The organism is Stenotrophomonas maltophilia complex sp. Om-AH-Sm3, assembly GCF_059337855.1.
On sequence record NZ_JBYBLQ010000008.1, the window covers coordinates 98,031 to 122,289 of the forward strand.

The window sequence follows — 24,259 nt, forward strand, 5'->3', positions numbered from 1 at the left end:
CCATGCCGCGGACGGTCCCGCCCGGACCCACCCGCAGGCTCTCGACGGTTTCCTGCGTGCGCGGCCGATGTAGAGCCGAGCCCACGCTCGGCTCAGGCCGACAGGAGCGGTCATGCGTGCTCGCGGCTGTTGAGTCCGCCTTGTAGCGAGCCGAGCACCGCAGGGGAATCAGGGGCGAAGAGGCGCCGCTGTTTGAGCGCAGCGAGTTCGGCGCCGTCCCCTGATTCACCGAGGAGCACAGGGCACCGGCGCGCAGCGCCGGCTCGCGGATGGCGGAGCGTTTCTTTGGTTACTTTCTTTTCGCGAAAAGAAAGTGACAAGCCCAATCATCAAGGGAGAGCAACGGCCCCAGCCAAACACCCGGCGCCGCCGAATCCGCTGTTAGCAGCGTCACTGCAGGTCGCGAAGATTCAGTTTCCGCAGCGTTGGGTTCTTCCACGCGGTGATCCCGGCCACGCTCAGCACCGCGAATCCACCCAGCACCACCGCCGGCACCAGGCCGAGCAGCTTCGCCATCGTGCCGGCATAGAACGCGCCCAGCTCGTTGGACGAACTGATGAAGATGCCGTTGATCGACGATACGCGACCGCGCATCTCTTCCGGCGTAGCCAACTGCAGGATGGTCGAGCGGATCACCACCGAGACACCATCGAACGCGCCGTAGAACAGCAGGATCAGCGCCGACAGCCAGAAGTGCTGCGACAACCCGAAGCTGATCACGCACAGGCCGAAGCCGGCCACCGCGAACAACAGCACGCGGCCGGCATTGCGGTGCAGCGGGTGGCGCGCCAGCCACAGGCCCACGCACACCGAGCCCAGCGCCGGCATCGCGCGCAGGATGCCCAGTCCTTCCGGGCCGTGGTGCAGGATCTCGTGCAGGAACGCCGGCAGCATCGCCACCACGCCGCCCAGCAGCACCGAGAACATGTCCAGCGCCATCGCGCCGACCATGATCCGGTTGCCGACCACGAAGCGCGCGCCTTCAGCGATGCTCTTGAAGATCGGGGCGGCCGGACCGGTATGCACCGGTTCTTCCACCTTCAGCGTGGCCAGGCAGGCCATCGCCACCAGCGCAAAAGCGGTGGCCACTGCGTAGGACAGGCCTTTGCCACCGAAGCCGACCAGCACGCCACCCAGTGCCGGGCCGGCGATCATGCCGGCCTGGAACACCACCGCGCCCAGGCCGGCGCCACGCGCGAACTGGTCACGGGCCAGCACGCGGGCGAACAAGGCGTTGTAGATCGGCGACAGGAAGGCGCGGACCATGCCGGTCAGCGCGATGGCCGCGTAGATCGGCCACACGCCGTCAATCGGCAACCAGCCCATGGCCACGCTGGTCAATACCAGTGCAGTGGCGATCAGCCCGCAACAGGCGACCATGCCCAGCCGACGGCGCGGCAGGTGATCCACCAGGTAACCGGCGAACGGAGCCACGCAGAAGAACGGCACGACCTCGGCCAGGCCGATCAGGCCCAGCGAGAACGGATTGCGGGTGACTTCGTAGATGTGCCAGCCGACAGTGACCGCGACCACCTGGTAGGACAGCATCGCAAAGATGCGGTAGGCCAGCAGCCTGGCGAAACCGGGCCGGGACAGCAGGCCCAGTGCACTGTCTTCGGCCGTGGCGGGCTCGCTCACGACGGGTCGCGCTGCAGCTGCGCCTGCGCCGTCTCACGGATGAACGCCAGCATCGCCGCCACGCCGTTGCTGCGGGTGGGCGAGAGGTGGCGGGCCAGGCCGATGTCCTGGATGTAGCTCGGTTCGGTGGCCAGGATCTCCTGCGCCGAGCGCCCGGAGTACACGCGCAGCGCCAGGAAGATCAGGCCGGAGACAATCGCCGAATCGCTGATGGCATGGAAGCGCAGCGACTGCGCGTTGCCTTCCGGCACGATCCAGACCATCGACTGGCAGCCGAGCAGGCGATGCTCTTCGGTCTTCCATTCTTCCGGGAAGACCGGCAGCTTGCGGCCGAGGTCGATCAGGTACTGGTAGCGCTCGGACCAGTCGCCGAAGAAGCCGAATTCCTCGGCGATGGCGGTCTGGGCCTCGGCGGCGGTGGGTTCAATCGGGAACGGGGAGTCGGTCACAACAGTCTCTACGGTGGGGGCGTGACCGGCGGACCGGCCACGGGGCAGGGCAGGTCAGCTGCGCTTGCGCGACCAGCGAACGCCCTGCGGGGTGTCATCCAGCACGATGCCTTCGGCGGCCAGCTGGTCGCGGATGGCGTCGGCACGGGCGAAATCGCGTGCCTTCTTGGCCGCGGTGCGCTCGTCGATCAGGCCCTGGACGCGGGCATCGTCGTCCTCGTCGCCCGCTGCGGTGCCGAACCACTGCGCCGGGTCGGCCTGCAGCAGGCCCAGCACCAGGCCCGCACCGAGCAGCTCGCCCTTCAGGCGTGCCTGCTCGGCCGGGTCGGTGGCACGACGCGCATCGGCGGCGATGCGGGCCACTTCGGCCAGCGCCTGTGGGGTGTTGAGATCGTCGTCCAGGGTGGCCTCGACCGTGGCCGGAATCACTGCCGTGGCCTCGATCGACGCCAGTTCGCGCAGGGTGCCGTACAGGCGGTCCAGGGTGCGCACCGATTGTTCGATCAGCGCATCGGACCAGTCCAGCGGCTGCCGGTAGTGGGCCGACAGCAGGGCCAGGCGCAGCGCTTCCGGCGGATGCTGGCGCACCAGATCATGCACGCGCTCGATGTTGCCCAGCGACTTGCTCATCTTGGCGCCGCCGAAGTTGAGCATGCCGTTGTGCAGCCAGAAGCGGGCGAAGATCTTGCCGCCGTGGGCGCATTCGCTCTGCGCAAGCTCGTTCTCGTGGTGCGGGAACTGCAGGTCGACGCCGCCGGCATGGATGTCGATGGTCTCACCCAGGTGAGCCGCGGCCATCGCCGAGCACTCGATGTGCCAGCCCGGGCGGCCACGGCCCCAGGGCGACGCCCAGCCGGGCAGGTCGTCGCTGGACGGCTTCCACAGCACGAAATCACCCGGGTCGCGCTTGTACGGGGCCACGTCGACGCGGGCACCGGCCAGCATTTCTTCCGGGTCACGGCGCGAGAGCTTGCCGTAGCCGTTGAAGCTGGCCACCGCGAACAGTACGTGACCCTCGGCGGCGTAGGCATGACCATTGGCGATCAGCTGCTCGATCATGGTGATGATCTGCGGAATGTGCGCGGTCACCTCCGGTTCGATGTCCGGCGGTACCACGCCCAGCGCGGCCATGTCTTCACGGTAGGCGGCGGCGAACTTGCCGGTGATGGTGCTGATCGGCACGCCCTGCTCGCGCGCGGCGGTGTTGATCTTGTCGTCCACGTCGGTGATGTTGCGGGCGTAGCGCAGCGCGCCGAAACGGCGCCGCAGCAGATCGGCCAGCACCCCGAACACCACCGGGCCACGGGCGTTGCCGATGTGCACGTAGTTGTAGACCGTGGGGCCGCACACATACAGGGTCGGACAGGCCGGGTCGAGCGGAGTGAACGGTTCGAGCTGGCGAGTCAGGTTGTTGTGCAGGCGCAGGGTCATGGGGCTGTGGCTGGGGGACAAGCCTGTGATTTTAGAACGTGTCGGCCCCCTTTGGGGGCACTGGCTGCCACCGGTGGACGCCGGGTCCATCCAGGGTGGGGTGGGCAGGAGCAGCGTGGACGGGTAATGTTCAGCCCCTTGCGCTCGCCACTGCCTACACTATTGCCGTGTCCTTGCTCCCGTCGCCAATGAAATCCACCGCGTTGCTGACCCTGGCCTGCCTGTCGGCGCTGCCCGCCGTGGTGCTGGCCCAGGAGGCCGAGCCCCGCAACCGGGTGGTGATCGTGGAGAACGTGAAGTTCGACTACGCGCAGGTGCTGAACGTCGAACCCGTGTTCCAGACCCTGCGTGCGACCCGCACCGAAGAGCACTGCGAGCCGGTGTCGACACGGACCCTGGCCCCGGTGAACGTGACCGGCGAGGAGCCGGTCGAGGACAAGGGCCGGATCAGCCGCTTCTGGGATTCGGTGCGCTCGATGTTCAAGCGCAGCGACGAGGAGCCCTCCGAAGAGGCCGGCCCCGAAACGCCGGCCCCAGCGCCTGCCAACAATGGCCCGATGCTGACCCGCGACTGCCGCATCGTGCCGGTGGGGCGTGAATTCCGCCGGCCCATCGCCTACGACGTGGACTACGTCTACAAGGGCACCAAGTATCGGTCGCGGCTGCCGGAAGACCCGGGCAACCGGCTCAAGATCCGGGTGTCGATCACCCCCTGGGTCGGTCCGGAGCAGGGCGCCGCCGGCAATCCCTGATTCTGCGACCCCGGCCCCTTGCGCCGGTCACGGCCGCATGCAAAGATATTCGGCCATGAAGCTCACCGACTTCCAGCACGACAGCAGCGCAGCCCGACAGGCGTCGGGCATGACCTCGCGTGCGCGTCGACCGGAACCCCACATTCTCGCTGGGTAACCGGAGCTTTTTGCTGTTCGTCCGAAGAAAACCCAGCCCGCCGGCTGGGTTTTTTCGTTTCCGCGTTCTGAAAGCTGCAACTGCAACCTTTTCGTTTCACCTTTGCTTCCTTTTTTCCCTTCCACCGCGTCGAACCCGGCGCCGCCACGCAAGGAAAGATGATGTCCCCCAAGCACTTCCTGAACACCCAGGACTGGAGCCGCAGCGATCTCGACGCGCTGCTGACCCAGGCCGCGCTGTTCAAGCGCAACAAGCTCGGCGACCAGCTCAAGGGCAAGTCGATCGCGCTGGTGTTCTTCAACCCTTCCATGCGTACCCGCACCAGCTTCGAACTGGGCGCATTCCAGCTCGGTGCCCACGCGGTGGTGCTGCAGCCGGGCAAGGATGCGTGGCCGATCGAGTTCAACCTCGGCACGGTGATGGACGGCGATACCGAAGAGCACATCGCTGAAGTGGCCAAGGTGCTGGGCCGTTACTGCGACATCATCGCGGTGCGTGCGTTCCCCAAGTTCGTCGACTGGGCCTACGACCGCCAGGACATCGTCCTCAACAGCTTCGCCAAGTACTCGCCGGTGCCGGTCATCAACATGGAGACCATCACCCATCCGTGCCAGGAGCTGGCCCACATCATGGCGCTGCAGGAGCACTTCGGTACCCAGGACCTGCGCGGCAAGAAGTACGTGTTGACCTGGACCTACCACCCCAAGCCGCTGAACACCGCCGTGGCCAACTCGGCGCTGACCATCGCCACCCGCATGGGCATGGACGTGACCCTGCTGTGCCCGACCGCCGACTACATCCTCGACGAGCGCTACATGGGCTGGGCCGAGCAGAACGTGGCCGAGAGCGGTGGTTCGCTGAAGATCAGCCATGACATCGACAGCGCCTACGCCGGCGCCGACGTGGTCTACGCCAAGAGCTGGGGTGCGCTGCCGTTCTTCGGCAACTGGGAACCGGAAAAGCCGATCCGCGACCAGTTCAAGCACTTCATCGTGGACGAGCGGAAGATGGCGCTGACCAACAACGGGGTGTTCAGCCACTGCCTGCCGCTGCGCCGCAACGTGAAAGCCACCGATGCGGTGATGGATTCGCCGCAGTGCATCGCCATCAACGAAGCCGAGAACCGCCTGCACGTGCAGAAGGCGATCATGGCCGCCGTTGCCGGGCGCTGATCCAACACTTCAGCCGACCAGCGGTCGGCTCTACCGAATTCCCATCCCCCAAGTGGACCTGATCCCCATGAGCAACAAAGACGTCGTTCTCGCCTTCTCCGGCGGCCTGGATACCAGCTTCTGCGTGCCGTACCTGCAGGAGCGTGGCTACAACGTGCACACCGTGTTCGCCGACACCGGCGGCGTGGATGATGAAGAGCGCGATTTCATCGAGAAGCGTGCCGCCGAGCTGGGCGTGACCAGCCATGTCACCGTCAATGGTGGCCCGGCCATCTGGGAAGGCTTCGTCAAGCCGTTCGTGTGGGCCGGCGAAGGCTACCAGGGCCAGTACCCGCTGCTGGTCTCGGACCGCTACCTGATCGTCGATGCCGCGCTGAAGCGTGCTGCCGAGCTGGGTACCCACATCATCGCCCACGGCTGCACCGGCATGGGCAATGACCAGGTCCGCTTCGACCTGGCCGTGAAGGCGCTGGGTGACTACCAGATCATCGCGCCGATCCGCGAGATCCAGAAGGAACACACCCAGACCCGCGCCTACGAGCAGAAGTACCTGGAAGAGCGCGGCTTCGGCGTGCGCGCCAAGCAGCAGGCCTACACCATCAACGAGAACCTGCTGGGCGTGACCATGTCCGGCGGCGAGATCGACCGTTGGGAAGCCCCGGGCGAAGGTGCGCGTGGCTGGTGCTCGCCGCGCAGCGAGTGGCCGGAACAAGCGCTGACCGTCACCCTGAAGTTCGTCGAAGGCGAAGCGGTTGAACTGAACGGCAAGGCGCTGCCGGGCGACCAGATCCTGGCCCAGCTCAACAAGCTGTTTGCCCCGTACGGTGTTGGCCGCGGCGTCTACACCGGCGATACCGTGATCGGCCTGAAGGGTCGCATCGTGTTCGAGGCCCCGGGCCTGGTCTCGCTGCTGGCCGCGCACCGCGCGCTGGAAGATGCCGTACTGACCAAGCAGCAGAACCGCTTCAAGCCGGACGTGGCACGCAAGTGGGTGGAGCTGGTGTACGAAGGCTTCTACCACGACCCGCTGAAGACCGACATCGAAGCCTTCCTGAAGTCCTCGCAGGCCAAGGTCAACGGCGAAGTGGTGCTGGAAACCCGCGGTGGCCGCGTCGACGCGGTGGCGGTGAAGTCGCCGCACCTGCTCAACACCAAGGGTGCCACCTACGCACAGTCGGCCGACTGGGGCGTGGAAGAGGCTGAAGGCTTCATCAAGCTGTTCGGCATGAGTTCGACTGTCTATGCGCAGGTCAATCGCGGTTGACCTGTGACGGGGGCGCCGGCCGCTGGCCGGCGCCTCGCAGCGTCGATGGAAGGTAGTGCCGGCCGCTGGCCGGCTCGTGGCACGGCTGGATCATTGCGGAGCCGGCCAGCGGCCGGCACTACCGATTTCGAACCCTACGGATATTCAGACACATGCTTGAACAGACGCTCGATCACCTGCAGGCCCTGGTGTCCTTCGACACCCGCAACCCGCCGCGTGCGATCACCACCGGTGGCATCTTCGATTACCTGCGCGCGAACCTGCCCGGCTTCAACGTCGAGGTGATCGACCATGGCGCGGGTGCGGTCAGCCTGTACGCCGTGCGTGGGACGCCGAAGTACCTGTTCAACGTGCACCTGGATACCGTACCGGACTCGCCGCACTGGAGTGCCGATCCGCATGTGATGCGCCGCCTGGACGACCGTGTGGTCGGCCTGGGCGTGTGTGACATCAAGGGCGCCGCCGCTGCGCTGGTGGCGGCGGCCAACGCCAGTGATGGCGATGCCGCCTTCCTGTTCTCCAGCGACGAAGAAGCCAACGACCCGCGCTGCATCGCCGCGTTCCTGGCGCGTGGCCTGCCGTATGAAGCCGTACTCGTGGCCGAACCGACCATGAGCGAAGCGGTGCTGGCGCATCGTGGCATCAGCTCGGTGCTGATGCAGTTCGCCGGCCGTGCCGGCCATGCGTCGGGCAAGCAGGATGCGACTGCCAGCGCATTGCACCAGGCCATGCGCTGGGGCAATCGCGCGCTGGATCATGTGGAATCGCTGGCCTCGGCGCGCTTCGGTGGACTGACCGGCCTGCGCTTCAACATCGGTCGCGTCGAAGGCGGTATCAAGGCCAACATGATCGCACCGGCTGCTGAGGTGCGCTTCGGGTTCCGCCCGCTGCCGTCGATGGACATCGATGGCCTGCTGGCGACCTTCGCCGGTTTCGCCGAGCCGGAAGCCGCCGTGTTCACCGAGACGTTCCGTGGTCCCAGCCTGCCCGCCGGTGACATCGCCGAGGCCGAGAACCGCCGCCTGCTGGCGCGCGACGTGGCCGATGCGCTGGAGCTGCCGATCGGCAATGCCGTGGATTTCTGGACCGAGGCGTCGCTGTTCTCGGCCGCTGGCTATACCACACTGGTATTCGGCCCGGGTGACATCGCCCAGGCACACACCGCCGATGAGTTCGTGACGCTGGACCAGCTGCAGCGCTACACCGACGCCGTGCATCGGATCATCACCGCCGGCGCCTGATCGACCCCACAACGCCGCCATGCCCCCGGGCATGGCGGAACTGCAACGCGGCGACCGCCGCCTGTGACGAAACCGAAATGTCTCCTGCCCTCCAGCCCCACCGCCAGACCCGCCAGACCATCGTGCGCCTGCTTTCCAGCATGGCCAGCGCGAAGGAGATCAGCCAGTACCTCAAGCGCTTTTCGCAGCTGGATGCCAAGCGCTTCGCCGTGGTCAAGGTCGGCGGCGCGGTGCTGCGCGACGACCTCGACGCACTGACCTCCTCACTGTCGTTCCTGCAGGAGGTCGGTCTGACCCCGATCGTGCTGCACGGCGCCGGCCCGCAGCTGGATGCCGAGCTGTCGGCCGCCGGCATCGAGAAGCAGACCGTGAACGGCCTGCGCGTGACTTCGCCGGAAGCATTGGCGATCGTGCGCCGGGTGTTCCAGCAGTCCAACCTGCGCCTGGTCGAGGCGCTGCAGCAGAACGGCGCACGTGCCACCTCGATCACCGGTGGCGTGTTCGAGGCCGAGTACCTGGACGTGGACACCTACGGCCTGGTCGGCGAGGTGAAGAAGGTCAACCTGGCACCGATCGAGGCCAGCCTGCGTGCCGGCTCGATCCCGGTCATCACCAGCCTGGGTGAAACCGCCGGTGGCCAGATCCTCAACGTCAACGCCGACTTTGCCGCCAACGAGCTGGTGCAGGAACTGCAGCCGTACAAGATCATCTTCCTGACCGGCACCGGTGGCCTGCTGGACGAGGCGGGCAACGTGATCGATTCGATCAACCTGTCCACCGAATACGACCACCTGATCGCGCAGCCGTGGATCCACGGTGGCATGAAGGTGAAGATCGAACAGATCAAGGACCTGCTCGACCGCCTGCCGCTGGAATCGTCGGTGTCGATCACTCGCCCGGCCGACCTGGCCAAGGAACTGTTCACCCACAAGGGCTCGGGCACGCTGGTGCGCAAGGGTGAGAAAGTACTGCGCGCCACCGCCTGGAGCGAGCTCGACCTGCCGCGGCTGAAGGGCCTGATCGAATCCAGCTTCGGCCGCACCCTGGTGCCGGACTACTTCGAAAAGACCAGGCTGCTGCGTGCCTATGTCAGCGAGAACTACCGCACTGCGGTGATCCTCACCGACGAGGCAGAGGGCGTGTACCTGGACAAGTTCGCCGTGCTCGACGACGCGCAGGGTGAAGGCCTGGGCCGCGCGGTCTGGAACGTGATGCTGGAGGAGACCCCGCAGCTGTTCTGGCGCTCGCGCCACGGCAACCCGATCAACCACTTCTACTACGCCGAGTCCGATGGCTGCTACAAGCAGGACCATTGGAAAGTGTTCTGGTTCGGTGCCGATGGCATCGACCGCATCAAGACCTATGTCGACCACTGCGCCCAGCGCGCGCCGAGCCTGCTGGGGTGAGCGATGAGTCCTCCTGACGTGTGGAACACGGTGCCTACCCTGCACGGCCAGCACGTGGCGCTGCAGCCGCTTCAGCTTGAGCATGTCCCGGGCCTGCGCGCTGCACTCGAAGGCAGCGGCCTGGACCAGCTCTGGTACACCCAGGTGCCGTCACCGCAGCAGGTCGAGCACTATGTGCAGGCCGCGCTGCAGGCGCACGCCGAAGGCAAGGTGCTGCCGTTCGTGATCTACGATGCGGCGGGTGACATCATCGGCAGCACGCGCTTCTACGACATGGATGCCAGCGTGCCCAAGCTCAGCCTCGGCTACACCTGGTACACGCCGCGCGTGCAGCGCACCGGCGCCAACACCGAAGCCAAGCTGTTGCTGCTGCAGCACGCCTTCGAGGCCATGGGCTGCATCAGCGTGGTGCTGGAAACCAGTTGGTTCAACGTCACCTCGCGCACCGCCATCGCCCGCCTGGGCGCCAAGCAGGATGGCGTGCTGCGCAACCACAAGCGGCACGCCGACGGCACGCCGCGCGACACCGTCATCTTCTCCATCATCGATGCGGAATGGCAGGGCGTGAAGCGCCACCTGCAGTACCGCCTGGACAGTCACGCATGAACGATTCGACTTTTACCTTGGGCATCGTCGGTGCCCGCGGCCATACCGGCGCCGAGCTGATCAAGCTGGTGGCCGCGCATCCGCGCCTGAAACTGGCCTTCGTCTCTTCGCGCGAGCGCGCCGGGCAGCGCCTGTCCGACCACCACCCGGAATTCCAGGGCGAGCTGCAGTACGAAAACCTGGACGCCGATGCGGTGGCGGCCAAGGGCGTGGACGCGGTGATCCTGGCCCTGCCCAACGGCCTGGCCGCGCCGTTCGTGGCCGCGCTTGAAACCGCGAAGCCGGACACCGTCATCGTCGACCTGTCGGCCGACTACCGCTTCGACAACAGCTGGTACTACGGCCTGCCGGAGCTGACCCGCGGCCGGTACAACGGCCAGAAGCACATCAGCAACCCGGGCTGCTATGCCACGGCGATGCAGCTGGCGGTGCATCCGCTGCTGGACCTGCTGGCCGGCCCGCCGCAGTGCTTCGGTGTGTCCGGCTACTCCGGTGCCGGCACTACGCCGTCGGACAAGAACAACGTCGAACTGCTGGCCGACAACCTGATGCCGTATGCGCTGACCAACCATGTGCACGAGCGCGAAGTGTCCGTGCAGCTGGGCGTGGCCGTCGAGTTCATGCCACACGTCGCGCCGCACTTCCGTGGCATCACGCTGACCGCCAACCTGTGGCTGAACCGCGTGCAGACCCGTGAGCAGATCGTCGAGCGCTTCCAGCAGGCCTATGCCGGTGAACCCTTGATCGAAGTGCTGGACGAAGCGCCGTGGGTCAGCCGCATCGCCGGCCGCCACGGTGCCCAGGTCGGTGGCTTCACGCTCGCGCCGGGCGGCAAGCGGGTGGTGGTGGTGGCGACGCTGGACAACCTGCTGAAGGGCGCGGCCACCCAGGCCATGCAGAACCTCAACCTCGCGCTGGGCATCGACGAACTGACGTCGATCCCGCACTGAACACGCCTTCCGGAGCCCCCATGGCAGACCTTCTTTGGCAGAAGCCCGGCGTCGCCGTCGACGCCCAGATCCAGACCTTCCTCGCCGGCGACGACGTGATCCTCGACCGCGAGTTCTTCCTGCATGACATCGCTGCCAGCGCCGCGCATGCGCAGGGCCTGCAGCACATCGGCATCCTCAGTGCCGATGAGCTTGCCGGACTTCTGCGCGAACTGGAGATCCTGGCGCAGGACTTCCGCGAAGGCCGCTTCGTGCTGGATACGCAGTACGAGGATGGCCACTCGGCGATCGAAGCGCGCCTGACCGAACGCCTTGGTGATGCGGGTCGCAAGATCCACACCGGCCGCAGCCGCAATGACCAGATCCTGGTCGCCACGCGCCTGTGGCTGAAGGAGAAGCTGCTGCGCGTGGCCCAGCTCAGCGCCGACGTGGCCAAGGTCGCGCTGGACCGCGCGCAGGCTGAGAAGGATCTGCCGATTCCCGGCTACACCCACATCCAGCGTGCCGTGGTGTCCTCGGCCGGAATGTGGTGGGCGGGCTGGGCCGAGGCCTTCATCGACAACGCCATCCGCGCCCGTGACACCCATGCACTGGTCGATGCCAATCCGCTCGGCACCGCTGCCGGCTACGGCGTGAACCTGCCGCTGGACCGCAAGCACACCACCGCCGCGCTGGGCTTCGCGCGCATGCAGATATCGCCGATCTACGCGCAGCTGTCGCGTGGCAAGTTCGAGCTGGCTGCACTGGAAGCGCTCGGTGGCGCCACGCTGGACCTGCGCCGCATTGCGTGGGACCTGTCACTGTTCACCAGCGCCGAGTTCGGCTTCGTCGCGCTGCCGGCGCAGTACACCACCGGCAGTTCGATCATGCCCAACAAGCGCAATCCGGATGTGATCGAGCTGATGCGCGCCACCCACGCCAGCGTCGCCGCTGCGCGCACCGAGATCGAGCAGCTGCTGTCGCTGCCGTCTGGCTACCATCGCGACCTGCAGTCGTCCAAGGGTGCCATCTTCCACGGCTTCGGCCGTGGCCTGGCCGCGCTGGAACTGCTGCCGGCGCTGCTGGCCAATCTGGAATGGCGTGAGGACAGGCTGCGCGCGGCGATTGATTCGGGCATGTATGCCACCGACGTCGCCGTGGAGGCGGCCGTGGCTGGCGTACCGTTCCGCGAGGCCTACAAGGCCGCTGCGGCCGGTGCCGACAGTGCAGGGCAGGGACGCACGCCGGAAGGCAGCCTGGCCGCGCGTGTATCGCCGGGCGCGGCCGCTGACCTGCGCCTGGACGAACTGCGCGCGCGCTGGCAGGCGCTGTCCTGATGGCGGGCACTGTCTACCTGGTCCTGGCGATGCGCCGGCCGGACTTCAACGATGCAGCGGTGCAGCCGCACCGCGATTTCCTCGATGCGTTGCGGGCGCAGGGCAAGCTGCAGCTGACCGGTGGCTTCGCCGATGGCAGCGGTGGCGCCTACGTGCTGTGCAACGTGGACAGCCTGGCGCAGGCGCGGGCCATCGTCGCCACCGATCCACTGGTGACGATGCAGGCCTCCGACCTGACCGTGCACGAATGGAACACCCGCTGAGAGCCTGACCGATGATCCAGCACGCGGCCCATGTCGCCTCGCCGTTCCCCGAACAGGCGCTGCCGCCGTGGCGGCGTGCGGTGCTCAAGGTCGGCAGCAGCCTGCTGGCAGCCGATGGCGGCGGCCTGTCGCCACGCCACGCGCTGGGCCTGGCCCAGTTCGTCTCGGCCAATCTCCTGGCCGGGCGCGAGGTGGTGATCGTCTCCTCCGGCGCGGTCGCTGCCGGGCGCGCGATCCTGCCGCGCGCCGATGAACCGGGCGCAGCGATGGCGGCGCGGCAGGCCCTGGCGGCGCTTGGCCAGGCCCAGCTGATCGGGCTCTGGCAGCGCTTCTTCGAGCGCCCGGTGGCGCAGGTGCTGCTGACCCATGACGACCTGCGCAACCGCCGCCGCTACCTCAATGCACGCGCCACGTTGAGTGAACTATTGCGCCTGGGCGCGTTGCCGGTGGTCAACGAGAACGACACCGTGTCGGTGGATGAGCTCAAGCTCGGCGACAACGACAACCTGGCTGCCACCGTGGCGGCGCTGGTCGACGCCGATGCGCTGTTCATCGCCACCGACATCGATGGCCTGTACAGCGCCGACCCGCGCACCGTGGCCGATGCGCGGCCGTTGCACGACGTGCCGGAACTGGGTGACGAGGTGCTGGCGATGGCGGGCGGCGCCGGCTCGCGCGCCGGTACCGGCGGCATGCGCACCAAGCTGGAGGCGGCGGCGAAGGCCGGACGCCTGGGCATCGAAACCTATCTGTTCAATGGCCGCAGCGGTGACGTGGTGCGCGCGCTGGCGCAGGACCGCCTGTTCGGCACCCGAATCCATGCCGCACGCAGCCGCGAGGCCGCCCGCAAGCACTGGCTGCGGCATGCACCGCTGGCCGAGGGTGTGATCGTCATCGATGCCGGTGCGGCACAGGCGATGCGCGAGAAGGGCGCCTCGCTGCTGCCCGGTGGCATCACCGGTGCAGAGGGCGTGTTCCGCCGCGGCGATATGGTACAGGTGTGCTGGAACGCGCCGCAGGGCCGAGTCTGCGTGGCCCGTGGCGTCAGCCAGTATGCTGCCGACGACGTACGCCGGATTGCCGGCCACCATTCGCGCGACATCCAGGCCGTGCTCGGCTACAACTACGGCGGCAGCGTCGTCCATCGCGACGACCTGGTGCTGCCATGACCGGATTGAAGGACACACCGATGAGCGAGATCGAAGCGCAGGCGCGTGCCTGCCGTGATGCGGCGCAGATCGTTGCCGGCCTGGACAGTGCGGCACGACGCACGCTGCTGCTGGCGATGGCGCAGGCACTGGAGGTGAATGCCGGACTGATCCTGGCCGGCAATGCACGTGACCTCGCCGCCGCGCGCGAGAAGGGCGTGGGCAGCGCCATGCTCGATCGTCTGGCACTGGACCCGCCGCGCCTGTTCGCGATGGCCGAAGCCGTGCGCGAAGTGGCCGGATTGCCAGATCCTGTCGGCGAGGTCACCCGCGATGACGTGCGCCCGAATGGCATCCGCGTGCAGAAGGTGCGCGTGCCGCTGGGCGTGATCGCGATGATCTACGAGGCGCGCCCGAACGTGACCGCCGAAGCCGCGGCGCTGTGCCTGAAGGCGGGTAACGGCGTGATCCTGCGCGGTGGTTCCGAGGCAATTCACTCCAACACCGCGATCGCGCAGGCACTCGCCGGTGCGTTGAATGCCAACGGCGTACCGCCGGCCGCCGTGACCGTGCTGACCGACCTGCGCCGCGAGGCGATGCTGGAACTGCTGCAGCTGCATGAGCTGATCGACCTGGCGATTCCGCGCGGTGGCGAAGGCCTGATCCGTTTCGTTGCCGAGCATGCGCGGGTACCGGTGATCAAGCACTACAAGGGTGTCTGTCACCTGTTCGTGGATGCCAGCGCCGACCTGGGCAAGGCTATCGACCTGCTGGTGGATGGCAAGTGCAGCCGGCCAGCCGCCTGCAATTCTCTGGAGACACTGCTGGTACACCGTGACGTAGCCGATTCCTTCCTGCCGCGCGTGGCGCAGGCGCTTGGCCAGCGTGGCGTTCAGCTGCGCGCCGATGCGCAGGCGCAGCCGCTGCTGCCGGGCAGCATGGCGGCGACCGAGGAGGACTACGCCGCCGAGTTCCTCGACCTTGTGCTGGCCGTGCGCGTGGTGGACGACCTCGATGCGGCCATCGCGCACATCCGCCGCTATACCTCCGACCACACCGAAGTGATCGCGACCGCAGACGCCGACCATGCCGAGCGTTTCGTTACTGCGCTGCGCTCGGCGGTGGTGATGGTCAATGCCTCATCGCGCTTCTCCGATGGTGGCCAGCTGGGCCTGGGCAGCGAAATCGGCATTTCCACCACGCGCCTGCATGCCTATGGCCCGATGGGTCTGGAAGCGCTCACTGTCGAACGTTTCGTGGTGCGTGGCGAAGGGCAGACGCGCACATAAGTGGATCCACGCCATGCGTGGATGTTCTTCGCGGCAGACCCCGGTGCCGACCAAGGCCGGCATCCACCGGGCTGTCGGGCTACACCACCTCGCGGCGGATGCCGACCGGGCGTGCGTGATCATCCATGTGCAGCGTGGCGGCCTTGCAGCTCATCAGGCGTTCGGCCAGGCCGGTGCTGGCACCCAGATCGGCGGCTACTTCGTTGAGGCTGGCCAGTGGCCGTGGCAGGCGGCGCTCGCGGCCACGGAAGCGGGCACGGTTGTACTCGGCCCAACCGATCAGCAGCACGCTGGCGCACAACAGCATCAGCGGCAATGCCACCAGCACGTAGGGATCGAACTGGCTTTGCCGTTCGTACAGCTGCTGCCAGGCCAGCTGGCCGCCAACCAACCACGAGAACAGGGTCACCAGGGGCGCCCACAGGTAGAAGTAGAAGCCCCAGAACGCCAGCGTGACGAATCCCCAGGCGGTGCGCTGGAAGCGCGGCTGGCGGTGTGGCTTGCGGATCATCCGTGAGTCGAAGCGGTTGGACGGGCGTTGCGCGTTCATCGGATCCCCCGGTCAGGGCTGGTCCAGGTGGCGCGCTTGCTGCGACGGCGCAGCAGTGTCTTCGGCAACGCCACCAGGGTGGTGGAAAGGCTGATCAGCCAGTACGCCATCGGGTACCAGATGACCCAGAAATAGTTGCGTCCAATCTGTGTTTCGTAACGCCGGTCGATGATCAGGCTGCTGGCGAACTGCAGCAGGCAGACCAGCGCCAGGATCACGCCATGCCACTGCGGCAGCAGGCTGGCGATATGCAGCTGCGGCGGCAGCTCGACGAACTTGCCCAGTGCCCACAGCAGCACGATGAACAACATGGTGTAGGCCCAGATCACGCTCAGCACGTACTCCAGAAGCACGCCCCACATGCGCCGCTCTTTCCAGTGCAGCAGCGAGCGCGCGTGGCGCAGCATCACCTCCACGCCGCCCTGGGCCCAGCGCAGGCGCTGCCGCCACAGGCCCTTGAGGGTCTCCGGCATCAGGATGAAGCACAGCGCATTGGGTTCGTAGCGGATGTCCCAGTGCGCGCGCTGCAGGCGCCAGCTGATGTCGATGTCCTCGGTCACCATGTCATCCGACCACCAGCCGACCTGATGCAGGGCGGTACGGCGGAAGCCGGCGATCACCCCGGAGATGGTGAAGATGCGCCCGTATACGCGCTGCGCGCGCTTGATCATGCCGATGATCGAGGAAAACTCGGCCACCTGCAGGCGTCCGAGCAGGGTGGAGCGGTTGCGGATGCGCGGGTTGCCGGTGACCGCACCGACCCGGTTGCCGCTGACCAGGTGCCAGATCATCCAGTGCAGCGCATGTTCCTCCAGCATTGCATCGCCGTCGATGCACACCAGGTACTCCGAGCGAGCGGCCAGTGCGCCCATGCGCAGCGCATTGGCCTTGCCCAGGTTACGATCCAGGTGCAATACGCGCAGCCGCGGGTGCCTTGCCGCCAGCACATCCAGCCGCGCGCCGGTGTCATCGCTGCTGCCATCATCGATGGCGATCACTTCGTAGTCGGCGGGGTAACGCTGGGCCAGCGCCGCAGTGAGTGTGTCATCCAGATTCTCTGCCTCGTTGTGGCAGGGCACCAGCAGGCTCGCGAAGGGGGGATCGACCATCAATGGAGGGTCGTTGCGCGGGCGCGAGTGGCGTTCGCGCCGGTAGTAGTAGTAGAGGCCGCCGGACATCCAGAAGAACGCCATCACCATCGGGTAGTAGAAAGCGAACTGGAACAGGACCTGCAGCAGCGGATGCATGTCCATGTCACTTCTCCGGGTACGGGAAGGTGCCGGCGGACATCGCCGCGCGGGCATCGCGGGTGGAGGGCTGGTCGGCGATGAAATCGTCCGGGTACCAGGCGAAGTGGTGCACGCCCTGTGCCTGCAACTGGCGGATCTGTGCGCGCAGGCGCTCGGCGGGAATCGGTTGCCCGTTGCGCCAATCGACGGTCTGCAGCTCGAACAGGGTGTGCTGCAGCTGCGGGTCGTGTGCGCGTACTGCGGCCAGCAGCTGGTCCAGCCAGCGCTCGGGGTGCTTGCTGCCTTCCATCCACGGCATCGCCATCAGCGCGGTCTGGTCATAGGCGTTGTTGAACAGGTCCAGGCGCTGCGCGAACCAGGCCTCGCTCTGCGGGCGGAGTACCGGCTCAGCGTACAGGTTGCGCACGGTGGCCAGTTTCGGGCGCCAGCGTTGCGCGCTGTCGCGCAGCGCCAGGGTGAAGCTGATCAGCGCCTGCGTGCGCGCACTGCCATCGCCGCCGGCTGCCAGTGCCGGCAGCTCGGTGTCGCGCAGGTAGCCGTCGTCATGGAACAGCAGGCCTTCAAAGTAGGAATTGACCGCCAGATCCTCGTAGATGTCGAGCATGATCTGGCGGGCCTTCGGGTTGGTGAAGTCGAGCCGGTACATGCCGTCGGCATCGCCGTTGCGGATCGCCAGCGCCTTGCGCTGCGCCGGGTCGGGCAGCTCGAAGCCAAGCACCGGCAGCCATGCGTAGACCTTCACGCCGGCGCGGGATTTCAGTTGCCAGGCGACGCGGCTGAACAGGTCCGCCCGCATCGGCATGTGACGATTGGGGAAGTACAGCGCATCGGCCGTGTTGTTGCCGTCCGGATCGGCGAACGCCTGCAGGTAGACGTGCGTCGGCGCGATGCGCTTGACCCGTTCGACCAGCGCATCGAGGTTGCGTGCCTGCTGCGCCGGGTCAGCGTCGTAGACATCATCCAGGTCGATCTGCAGGGCACGGATGCCATCGAGCGCGACATCGCGGCGCAGCTCGTAGGCCAGCCCTTCCACGGTCGGGTTGTCGCTGACCAGGAAGCGCGCCAGGCCATGCAGGTCGCTGGCTACCGGCGTGCTGCGGCCCTCCAGATCGAAGGACACTGGCATGCCCAGCTGTTCGGCGATGTCGTTGCTCAACTGGTTGTAGGCGGCGTATGGCCAGACGATGGCGCGCGGGCGCACGCCCAGGTGCTGCTTGATGCGCTGCACGCTGCGCGAGAGATCGGCGCGCAGGCGCTGCCCATACTGCGTTTCAGTCTCGTACCTGTGCGTGGCCGGGCTGTAGATGCGGGTGACCACGGCGGGCGTGGAATTGCCCTGTGGATTGGCGAGCACGCCGTGGTGCAGGTCGTCGGTGTGGCTGGCCACTTCGATCAGGCCGCTGTCGTGCATCTGCTTGAGCTGCGCCCAGGTGACGAAGTCATCGCGGCCGAACGGCCGATACCCGTAGTCGATGGTGCGTCCCGGAGCCATGTCCACGTAGTCGGTGATTACCGCCACCAGTGCCGGGTAGCGGTAGGCCTGCAGCAATGGGAAGGCCTTGTCGTAGACGCTGCGCAGGCCGTCATCGAAGGTCAGCAGCACAGGCTTGGGCGGCAGCGTGGCCCGCCCCTGCGAGGCATCGATCACCTGCGACAGCGAGACCGGGTGGTAGCCATGCGCGCCGAGCCAGTCCAGGTGTGCGGCGAAGTTCTGCGTGCTCACCGCATAGGTATCGGCATCGCCCTTGGCCGCGACCTGGTCGCGGATGTCGTGGTAGCTGAGGATCAGCAGGCCATTGTCGATCGCATCGAGATGCGCGGCCTGCTGCGCGAACGCCGGCGGCATGGCGGCCAGCAGCAGGAGCACGATCAGTCGCAGGAAGCAGGCCATGTCAGTCTCCCCAGCGCAGTGCGGCTTCGAAGCCGATATGACGCTCGCGGTGGCCGTCGTAGACCGGCCGCGACCAGCGCACGCCGTATTCGAGCACGCGGCCCGGGCCCAGCTGCCACTCGTGCACGTAGGACACCGTCGGCACCAGCGCACTGCCGAAACCGTCCTGCCAGTAGTCACCCAGCGAGACGGTCAGCCGGTGCCGGAAGTGGCGTTCGTAGTGCCGCCACAGCTGCTGGTCGATGCGCAGGCCGATCTCGACCATGCGGTCACGCTTCGGATTGAAGTAGGGCGCGTCGTCGCGGCTGCTGCGGCTGGTATAGGCACTGGCCAGGCCATCGAGCAGCCAGCGCGGGCGGGTCAACAGGCGCTGTTCAATGCTGGTGCTGAACAGTTCGCGATGGTTGCCGTCGTCGTAGCGGAAGCGGCTGGCACCGAGCATCCAATGGGTGAGCTCGCTGCGCCGGTAGTCCACCTGTGCGCTCACGCTGTCGGCGGTGATGCCGGCCGCGCGTGCCTGCATCGAGGCGTCTGGATCATTGCGCGCGGCCACCAGGCCGGCGTGCCAGTAATCGTTGAACTGCCAGCCGACGCCGACCCGCAGGCCGGTATCGCCGATGTGGTCGTTGGCGCGCAGGACGGCCGCCTCCGCATCCAGCTGCCCGAAGCGGTAGCGAACGCCCGCACCCAGCCACAGGGGATCGATGCGCTGGTCCTGGAAATCGGTCGAGCGCCGGTCGGCCAGGGCGAACAAACGCCAGCGGTCATCAAGGATCGGTGTCTCCACTTCCACACCATAGTGGCGATCGTTGTTGCCCAGTGGCGAGGTGCCACCGCCACCGGAGCTGCGGCCGATGTCGGTCCATGCCTTCAGCTGCCAGCCGCGATGCGCACGCCAGGCCTGGTCCATGCGTTCGACAGCCGGTTGGGTGGGATAGCGTGCGACCAGGTCATCGTGCAGCGGCCGCGCCAGGTCGTCGCGCTGCAGGGCGACGTAGGCCTCTTCCATGCCCAGTCGCGGTTCGATGTCACGCGGGTCCAGCGCGTGTGCCATCTGCTGCCGCTGCAGCGCCCTGCGTGGCCAGCCGCGCATCATGTAGACGCTGCCCAGCGCACTCTGCAGGCCTCCGTTGCCGGGTGCGATGTCCACCATCGACTCCAGGTCGTGCTGCGCGGTGACCAGGTCGCCGCTGTAAGCGCGCACCATTGCCAGGTTGAGATCGGCCTCGTAGCGTGACCAGTTCGCGTACGGTGATTTGCCGTTGCTCCAGCGCCACGCCGGCTCCTTGTCGCGCCATGCCTGCAGCAGGTCGATCGCTTTTTCCTGCTGCTCGCTTTCCAGGTAGGCGTAGGCCAGTTCCGAATGTGAGGCGTCGCGCGCCGGATCGCCAGCGACGGCTGCCTGTAGTACCGGAATGGCTTCTTCCGGGTGCAGGGTGCCCATCAACGAATCGCCCACGGCAGGCAGCACGTAGTCGGGCAGGGTGTGGCCTTCGGCCTGCAGGGCTCGTGCTTCCTCGCGGACCTGCGCATGGCGGCCCAGCCGGTTGAGCAGGATCAGCCGGTCCATGCGGATGCGCAGTGGGGCCTGCGAGGGCGGGGTGCCTTCGCCGCCGATGTAGCGCTGCATGCGCGCCAGGGTCGATTCGGCTTCTTCCAGGCGGCTGTCCTCGCTGCTGCTGTAGGCCAGGCTCCAGACCACGAGTTTGGCCAGGTAGTCGCCTTCCAGGCGCTGCTTCTGGGCGTTGTCGAACAGCTGCGGCCGCTGCTGGTACAGCTCCCAGGCGCGCCAGGCATTGCCGATGTCGCCCAGGGTCAGGACGCGCAGCTTGAACAGCAGATCGTCGTTGGGCTGCTGCTGGCTGGCGCGCTCGATTGCGCCGAGCGCATCCAGCCAGCGGGCCTGGTCGCGGTAGCGGCCGATCTCGGCAAGGGCCGCGTCGCGGTCGGTCGGAGCCGCGCCGCTGGCCCAGGCCAGAGCGGTGCATGCGAGGCCGACGCAGAGCGCCAGCTGGCGGTGGACGACCATTGGGGGCCCCCTTGGCTTCCGAACCAGACAACCTGTGAAAATGTGACGCATATCACATGCCAGTATTTGGCGTGGCCGTGGCCCGCGTCACTCCCTTCGTGCGTTCCCGCCGATTGAAGACGGATACAACCCGGACAGCGACCTGCAATGTCTTGTCTGAAACGAGAGTCCCCCGCACACCGAGTGGTGGCCTGGGCGGCGCTGCCGCCCCCATGCCCGATGCCGGCACGCGGCAAGGAAGGGCATTCGTGGGCACTATCCGCCCGGAATTGTCAGTTCGGCGTCAAGATTGCCCGGTGTCTGACGAGCGGTAGGCGGGGCCGTCTGGCGGCCCCGGCCGGGCTACCAGAGATCTTCCAGCTTGCGGGGCTTGCAGGCGACCCACGAGGCGCACAGCATCAGGGTGGCGCAGCCGAACAGGAAGCTGAACGGGAGCGTCCAGCCATTGCTGACGGTATGCAGCCAGCCGACCAGGAACGGGCCCAGGCAGCTGAAGCTGTAGCCCACGCCCTGCATGAAGCCCGACAGCGCGGCCGAGCCGGCCGGGGTGCGGGTGCGCAGGTTGATCAGGGTCAGCGCCAGCGGGAAGGTGGACGGGCCGACGCCGAGCAGGCAGGCCCACAGCAGGGGCGCCTTCATCGGCGCCAGCAGCAGCCCGGTGAAGGCGATCACGAACGAGAAGAAGCCGATCAGCACCAGCGGGAACGGGTTCTGCATGCGTACCGCCATCGACGGAATGACCAGTGACGGCAGCAGGCCCAGTGCCGAGAACACGGCCACCATCACGCCGCCGAACGCGGGCGTGCCACCGGCCTCGACCACGATGCGCGGCAGCCAGGTGAACATCGAATAGGTCATCAGCGAGGTCATGCCGAACATCAGCGTCATGCTCCAGCCCAGCGACGTGCGCCAGACCTTGCCGTGCGGCTGCGCGGTGGGATCGGCGGCGTCGGCCAGCGGCTTCGGTGCGCGCCTGGCCAGCAGCAGCCACGGCAGCGCGGCGGCCAGTGCAAGCAGCGCCCACATGCCCAGCGACACGCGCCAGCCAGCAGCGTTGGCCACCGGTACTGCCAGTAGCGCCGGCAGCATCGTGCCCAGCTGCAGCACGCTGATGTAGAGCGTGCTCATGGTGCCGACCTTGTTGGCGAAGTAACGCTTCACCAGCGGCGGCACCACCACGTTGCCGATGCCCATGCCGGCCAGCGCGATTACCGAGCCCAGCAGCAGCGTGCCGACGTTGCCGGCGCTGGAGCGCAGCAGCAGGCCGGCCATCGCCATCGCCATCGCCAGCAGTGTGGTGCGTTCCAGGCCCAGGCGCCGCGCCAGTGCCGGCGTGGCCACGCCGAACAGCGCGAACGAGGCGGTCGGCAGCATGCCCAGCACGCCGGTCATGGTGGTGCCGAAGCCGAACTGCTGGCCGAGCACGTCCAGCAGCGGGGTGATCGAGGTGACCGCAGTGCGCAGGTTGACTGCTGCCAGCAGGATCGCGGCAAACGCGAGGACGCGACCGTGCAGCAGCGACGGCGAATCGGAAGTGGAGGAACTCATCGATGGTCCTTGCAGGTGTCGCACGCCGCAGCAACGGCATGCAGCGCCGGCATCGGTCTACGCCGAAGCGGCAGGTGGGGGTGGGGGCTGCAGGTGGGCCGGCAGCGCGGCCATTGTACGTGTGCGCTCCGGCAAGGTCCCGTCATGCGGGCGGCCTGGCGCGGGGTACAAAAAAACCCGGAGGACAGTGATGTCTTCCAGGCTTCTTGGTGACCACCGAAGTGGTCGGGGAGACAGGATTCGAACCTGCGACCTCTACGTCCCGAACGTAGCGCTCTACCAGACTGAGCTACACCCCGAAGGGAGCCGCCTATTCTAGCGATTCACCCCGATGGCGGCAAGGGGTGAATGCTGTTTTCTTCACACTGCCGAAGCAGTGCCACCTCAGGGAACAAAAAAGCCTGGATGACTTCACCAGGCTTCAATGCGACCACGTGAGTGGTCGGGGAGACAGGATTCGAACCTGCGACCTCTACGTCCCGAACGTAGCGCTCTACCAGACTGAGCTACACCCCGAAGGAGCCGCCTAAGATACCGTGTGAAGGCCAAGGCGGCAAGGTTTTTTTACAGCTCAGCGACGATTTTCTTTCTCGATACGGTTCTGCTCGCGGGCTTCGAACCACATGCCGTTGAGGATGGCCACTGTCGAGGCGAGGCCGGCACCGAGAATCCAGGCGAAATACCACATGATCAGTCTCCTTCATTCCGGGTAGGTGCCGACCGTTGGTCGGCACACGTGCAAGCAATCAATACGCGTTGGGGTTGTTGCCCATCTCTTCGGTGGTGGTCTTGCCCTTCAGTACGCGGTACACCCAGGTGGTGTAGGCGAGGATGATCGGCAGGAACACCGCCGTGGCCAGCAGCATGATCCACAGGGTCAGGTGGCTGGACGAGGCATCCCACACGGTCAGGCTGGAGGTGGGCTGGCTCGAGGACGGCAGCAGGAACGGGAAGATGGCGAAGCCGACGGTCAGGATGATGCCGGCGATGGCCGCACCGGAGGCGATGAAGGCCAGGCCGCCACGACGGGCACGCAGCAGCACCGCACTGGCCAGCAGACCCGCCAGGCCGAGCAGCGGGGCCAGGATCGTGGCCGGCATCGCGCTGTAGTTGCGCATCCAGCCACCGGCGGCGCCGAGTTCGGCGGTCTTCAGCAGCGGATTGGTGGCGCCATCGGTAACCACCTGCGAGGTGATCTGGTAACCCGGCAGGCCGAAGGCCACCCAGGCGCCACCCACTGCGAACAGCACGAAGGCGATGATTGCCGCGATGCTGCCGAAGCGGGCCGCACGCTCGGCCACCGGGCCGTCGGTCTTCAGCACCAGCATGGCGGCACCGTGGGCGACCAGCATCGACACGCTGAGCAGGCCGGCCAGCAGCGCGAAGGGCATCAGCAGGCCGAAGAACGAGCCGGTGTAGAAGATGCGCATGCTGTCATCGAAATGGAACGGAACGCCCAACAGCACGTTGCCCACGGCCACGCCCATGATCAGTGCGGGAATGAAGCCACCGATGAACAGCGCCCAGTCCCAGGTGTTGCGCCAGCGTTCGCTGGGCATCTTGCTGCGGAACTTGAAGCCGACCGGACGCAGGATCAGGGCGAACAGGATCACGAACATCGCCAGGTAGAAGCCAGAGAAGCTGACCGCATACAGCGGCGGCCAGGCGGCGAAGATCGCGCCACCGCCCAGGATCAGCCACACCTGGTTGCCTTCCCAGACCGGGCCGATGGTGTTGATCACCCGGCGGCGTTCGGCATCAGTGCGGGCGACGAAGGGCAGCAGGGTGCCCACGCCCAGGTCGAAACCATCCATCACGGCGAAACCGATCAGCAGGATGCCGAGCAGCAGCCACCAGATCACGCGCAGCGTGGTGTAGTCCAGAAGAATGAAATCCATCTTGGTTCTCC

Annotated in this window: 21 protein-coding genes and 2 tRNA genes; 11 read left to right on the forward strand and 12 right to left on the reverse strand. The window is 66.8% G+C overall.

Going from position 1 to position 24,259, the window contains the following annotated elements; genetic code table 11:
- Nucleotides 1-390: 390 nt before the first annotated feature.
- From AC10QF_RS11655 to cysS, 3 genes are read right to left on the reverse strand one after another with little or no spacing between them, the layout of a single operon-like run.
- Complete coding sequence (locus AC10QF_RS11655) at nt 391-1,638, reverse strand: MFS transporter (RefSeq protein WP_005417718.1); 1,248 nt, start codon at nt 1,636-1,638, stop codon at nt 391-393.
- The gene (locus AC10QF_RS11660) at nt 1,635-2,087 is read right to left on the reverse strand and encodes a SufE family protein (RefSeq protein ID WP_494542242.1); all 453 of its coding nucleotides are present in this window, start codon (nt 2,085-2,087) and stop codon (nt 1,635-1,637) included. The genes AC10QF_RS11655 and AC10QF_RS11660 overlap by 4 nt, the downstream gene beginning before the upstream one ends.
- 54 nt (nt 2,088-2,141) lie before the next feature.
- Entirely contained in the window at nt 2,142-3,518 is a 1,377-nt protein-coding gene (gene cysS / locus AC10QF_RS11665; protein ID WP_494542243.1) for a cysteine--tRNA ligase, read from the reverse strand.
- 188 nt (nt 3,519-3,706) lie between these two features.
- Here cysS and AC10QF_RS11670 point away from each other — a divergent pair, with 188 nt between their 5' ends.
- The 11 genes from AC10QF_RS11670 to AC10QF_RS11720 all read left to right on the forward strand — a co-directional run bounded on the left by AC10QF_RS11670 (nt 3,707) and on the right by AC10QF_RS11720 (nt 15,082).
- The gene (locus AC10QF_RS11670; protein ID WP_111176208.1) at nt 3,707-4,270 is read left to right on the forward strand and encodes a glycine zipper 2TM domain-containing protein; all 564 of its coding nucleotides are present in this window, start codon (nt 3,707-3,709) and stop codon (nt 4,268-4,270) included.
- 318 nt (nt 4,271-4,588) lie between these two features.
- Nucleotides 4,589-5,599: an N-acetylornithine carbamoyltransferase gene (locus AC10QF_RS11675; RefSeq protein ID WP_072168395.1), complete on the forward strand. Its 1,011-nt coding sequence runs from the start codon at nt 4,589-4,591 to the stop codon at nt 5,597-5,599.
- A gap of 67 nt (nt 5,600-5,666) precedes the next feature.
- Nucleotides 5,667-6,863: an argininosuccinate synthase gene (locus AC10QF_RS11680; protein WP_072168394.1), complete on the forward strand. Its 1,197-nt coding sequence runs from the start codon at nt 5,667-5,669 to the stop codon at nt 6,861-6,863.
- A 152-nt stretch (nt 6,864-7,015) separates the two neighbouring features.
- On the forward strand, nt 7,016-8,104 hold the full coding sequence (locus tag AC10QF_RS11685) for an acetylornithine deacetylase (protein WP_494542244.1): 1,089 nt from the start codon (nt 7,016-7,018) through the stop codon (nt 8,102-8,104).
- A gap of 77 nt (nt 8,105-8,181) precedes the next feature.
- Entirely contained in the window at nt 8,182-9,510 is a 1,329-nt protein-coding gene (locus AC10QF_RS11690; RefSeq protein ID WP_061478039.1) for an acetylglutamate kinase, read from the forward strand.
- A gap of 3 nt (nt 9,511-9,513) precedes the next feature.
- Nucleotides 9,514-10,116, forward strand: coding sequence for a GNAT family N-acetyltransferase (locus AC10QF_RS11695; RefSeq protein ID WP_494542245.1), 603 nt, complete (start codon nt 9,514-9,516; stop codon nt 10,114-10,116).
- Nucleotides 10,113-11,066: an N-acetyl-gamma-glutamyl-phosphate reductase gene (gene argC, locus AC10QF_RS11700; protein WP_065178253.1), complete on the forward strand. Its 954-nt coding sequence runs from the start codon at nt 10,113-10,115 to the stop codon at nt 11,064-11,066. Before AC10QF_RS11695 ends, argC begins: the two co-directional genes overlap by 4 nt.
- 20 nt (nt 11,067-11,086) lie before the next feature.
- Nucleotides 11,087-12,382 (forward strand): argininosuccinate lyase, encoded by a 1,296-nt coding sequence (gene argH / locus AC10QF_RS11705; RefSeq protein WP_053499972.1) that lies wholly within the window; start codon nt 11,087-11,089, stop codon nt 12,380-12,382.
- Entirely contained in the window at nt 12,382-12,645 is a 264-nt protein-coding gene (locus AC10QF_RS11710; protein ID WP_069139789.1) for a YciI family protein, read from the forward strand. The genes argH and AC10QF_RS11710 overlap by 1 nt, the downstream gene beginning before the upstream one ends.
- Before the next feature lie 11 nt (nt 12,646-12,656).
- The gene (proB, locus tag AC10QF_RS11715; protein ID WP_069139788.1) at nt 12,657-13,814 is read left to right on the forward strand and encodes a glutamate 5-kinase; all 1,158 of its coding nucleotides are present in this window, start codon (nt 12,657-12,659) and stop codon (nt 13,812-13,814) included.
- Nucleotides 13,811-15,082 carry a glutamate-5-semialdehyde dehydrogenase gene (locus AC10QF_RS11720; protein WP_494542246.1) on the forward strand — a complete coding sequence of 424 codons (1,272 nt, stop codon included), beginning with the start codon at nt 13,811-13,813 and terminating at the stop codon, nt 15,080-15,082. The genes proB and AC10QF_RS11720 overlap by 4 nt, the downstream gene beginning before the upstream one ends.
- 79 nt (nt 15,083-15,161) lie before the next feature.
- Here the strand turns inward: AC10QF_RS11720 and pgaD are convergent, their stop codons facing one another.
- The 9 genes from pgaD to cydB all read right to left on the reverse strand — a co-directional run bounded on the left by pgaD (nt 15,162) and on the right by cydB (nt 24,248).
- Nucleotides 15,162-15,632 (reverse strand): poly-beta-1,6-N-acetyl-D-glucosamine biosynthesis protein PgaD, encoded by a 471-nt coding sequence (pgaD, locus tag AC10QF_RS11725; RefSeq protein WP_072168388.1) that lies wholly within the window; start codon nt 15,630-15,632, stop codon nt 15,162-15,164.
- Complete coding sequence (gene pgaC / locus AC10QF_RS11730) at nt 15,629-16,885, reverse strand: poly-beta-1,6-N-acetyl-D-glucosamine synthase (protein WP_065186044.1); 1,257 nt, start codon at nt 16,883-16,885, stop codon at nt 15,629-15,631. Before pgaC ends, pgaD begins: the two co-directional genes overlap by 4 nt.
- A 1-nt stretch (nt 16,886) precedes the next feature.
- Nucleotides 16,887-18,773, reverse strand: a complete 1,887-nt coding sequence (gene pgaB, locus AC10QF_RS11735) for a poly-beta-1,6-N-acetyl-D-glucosamine N-deacetylase PgaB (RefSeq protein WP_494542247.1) — start codon at nt 18,771-18,773, stop codon at nt 16,887-16,889.
- A gap of 1 nt (nt 18,774) precedes the next feature.
- Nucleotides 18,775-20,802 (reverse strand): poly-beta-1,6 N-acetyl-D-glucosamine export porin PgaA, encoded by a 2,028-nt coding sequence (gene pgaA / locus AC10QF_RS11740; RefSeq protein ID WP_494542248.1) that lies wholly within the window; start codon nt 20,800-20,802, stop codon nt 18,775-18,777.
- 342 nt (nt 20,803-21,144) lie between these two features.
- Nucleotides 21,145-22,350, reverse strand: coding sequence for a CynX/NimT family MFS transporter (locus AC10QF_RS11745; RefSeq protein WP_423173086.1), 1,206 nt, complete (start codon nt 22,348-22,350; stop codon nt 21,145-21,147).
- 222 nt (nt 22,351-22,572) lie between these two features.
- Nucleotides 22,573-22,649, reverse strand: a tRNA-Pro gene (locus AC10QF_RS11750).
- A gap of 140 nt (nt 22,650-22,789) precedes the next feature.
- Nucleotides 22,790-22,866: transfer RNA gene (locus tag AC10QF_RS11755), tRNA-Pro, on the reverse strand.
- Nucleotides 22,867-22,921: 55 nt separating this feature from the next.
- Complete coding sequence (gene cydX / locus AC10QF_RS11760) at nt 22,922-23,038, reverse strand: cytochrome bd-I oxidase subunit CydX (protein WP_005410354.1); 117 nt, start codon at nt 23,036-23,038, stop codon at nt 22,922-22,924.
- Between the two features lie 58 nt (nt 23,039-23,096).
- Nucleotides 23,097-24,248, reverse strand: a complete 1,152-nt coding sequence (gene cydB / locus AC10QF_RS11765; protein ID WP_049411665.1) for a cytochrome d ubiquinol oxidase subunit II — start codon at nt 24,246-24,248, stop codon at nt 23,097-23,099.
- Nucleotides 24,249-24,259: the final 11 nt, after the last annotated feature.

Bases quoted from the DNA above. Each gene is read 5' to 3' on its own strand.
- pgaB (WP_494542247.1), bottom strand. From the start codon at position 18,773: ATGGCCTGCTTCCTGCGACTGATCGTGCTCCTGCTGCTGGCCGCCATG.
- argC (WP_065178253.1), top strand. From the start codon at position 10,113: ATGAACGATTCGACTTTTACCTTGGGCATCGTCGGTGCCCGCGGCCAT.
- pgaD (WP_072168388.1), bottom strand. From the start codon at position 15,632: ATGAACGCGCAACGCCCGTCCAACCGCTTCGACTCACGGATGATCCGC.
- pgaC (WP_065186044.1), bottom strand. From the start codon at position 16,885: ATGGACATGCATCCGCTGCTGCAGGTCCTGTTCCAGTTCGCTTTCTAC.
- cydB (WP_049411665.1), bottom strand. From the start codon at position 24,248: ATGGATTTCATTCTTCTGGACTACACCACGCTGCGCGTGATCTGGTGG.
- cysS (WP_494542243.1), bottom strand. From the start codon at position 3,518: ATGACCCTGCGCCTGCACAACAACCTGACTCGCCAGCTCGAACCGTTC.
- AC10QF_RS11670 (WP_111176208.1), top strand. From the start codon at position 3,707: ATGAAATCCACCGCGTTGCTGACCCTGGCCTGCCTGTCGGCGCTGCCC.
- AC10QF_RS11675 (WP_072168395.1), top strand. From the start codon at position 4,589: ATGTCCCCCAAGCACTTCCTGAACACCCAGGACTGGAGCCGCAGCGAT.
- cydX (WP_005410354.1), bottom strand. From the start codon at position 23,038: ATGTGGTATTTCGCCTGGATTCTCGGTGCCGGCCTCGCCTCGACAGTG.
- AC10QF_RS11685 (WP_494542244.1), top strand. From the start codon at position 7,016: ATGCTTGAACAGACGCTCGATCACCTGCAGGCCCTGGTGTCCTTCGAC.
- AC10QF_RS11710 (WP_069139789.1), top strand. From the start codon at position 12,382: ATGGCGGGCACTGTCTACCTGGTCCTGGCGATGCGCCGGCCGGACTTC.
- AC10QF_RS11680 (WP_072168394.1), top strand. From the start codon at position 5,667: ATGAGCAACAAAGACGTCGTTCTCGCCTTCTCCGGCGGCCTGGATACC.
- AC10QF_RS11745 (WP_423173086.1), bottom strand. From the start codon at position 22,350: ATGAGTTCCTCCACTTCCGATTCGCCGTCGCTGCTGCACGGTCGCGTC.
- AC10QF_RS11690 (WP_061478039.1), top strand. From the start codon at position 8,182: ATGTCTCCTGCCCTCCAGCCCCACCGCCAGACCCGCCAGACCATCGTG.
- AC10QF_RS11695 (WP_494542245.1), top strand. From the start codon at position 9,514: ATGAGTCCTCCTGACGTGTGGAACACGGTGCCTACCCTGCACGGCCAG.
- proB (WP_069139788.1), top strand. From the start codon at position 12,657: ATGATCCAGCACGCGGCCCATGTCGCCTCGCCGTTCCCCGAACAGGCG.
- argH (WP_053499972.1), top strand. From the start codon at position 11,087: ATGGCAGACCTTCTTTGGCAGAAGCCCGGCGTCGCCGTCGACGCCCAG.
- AC10QF_RS11720 (WP_494542246.1), top strand. From the start codon at position 13,811: ATGACCGGATTGAAGGACACACCGATGAGCGAGATCGAAGCGCAGGCG.
- pgaA (WP_494542248.1), bottom strand. From the start codon at position 20,802: ATGGTCGTCCACCGCCAGCTGGCGCTCTGCGTCGGCCTCGCATGCACC.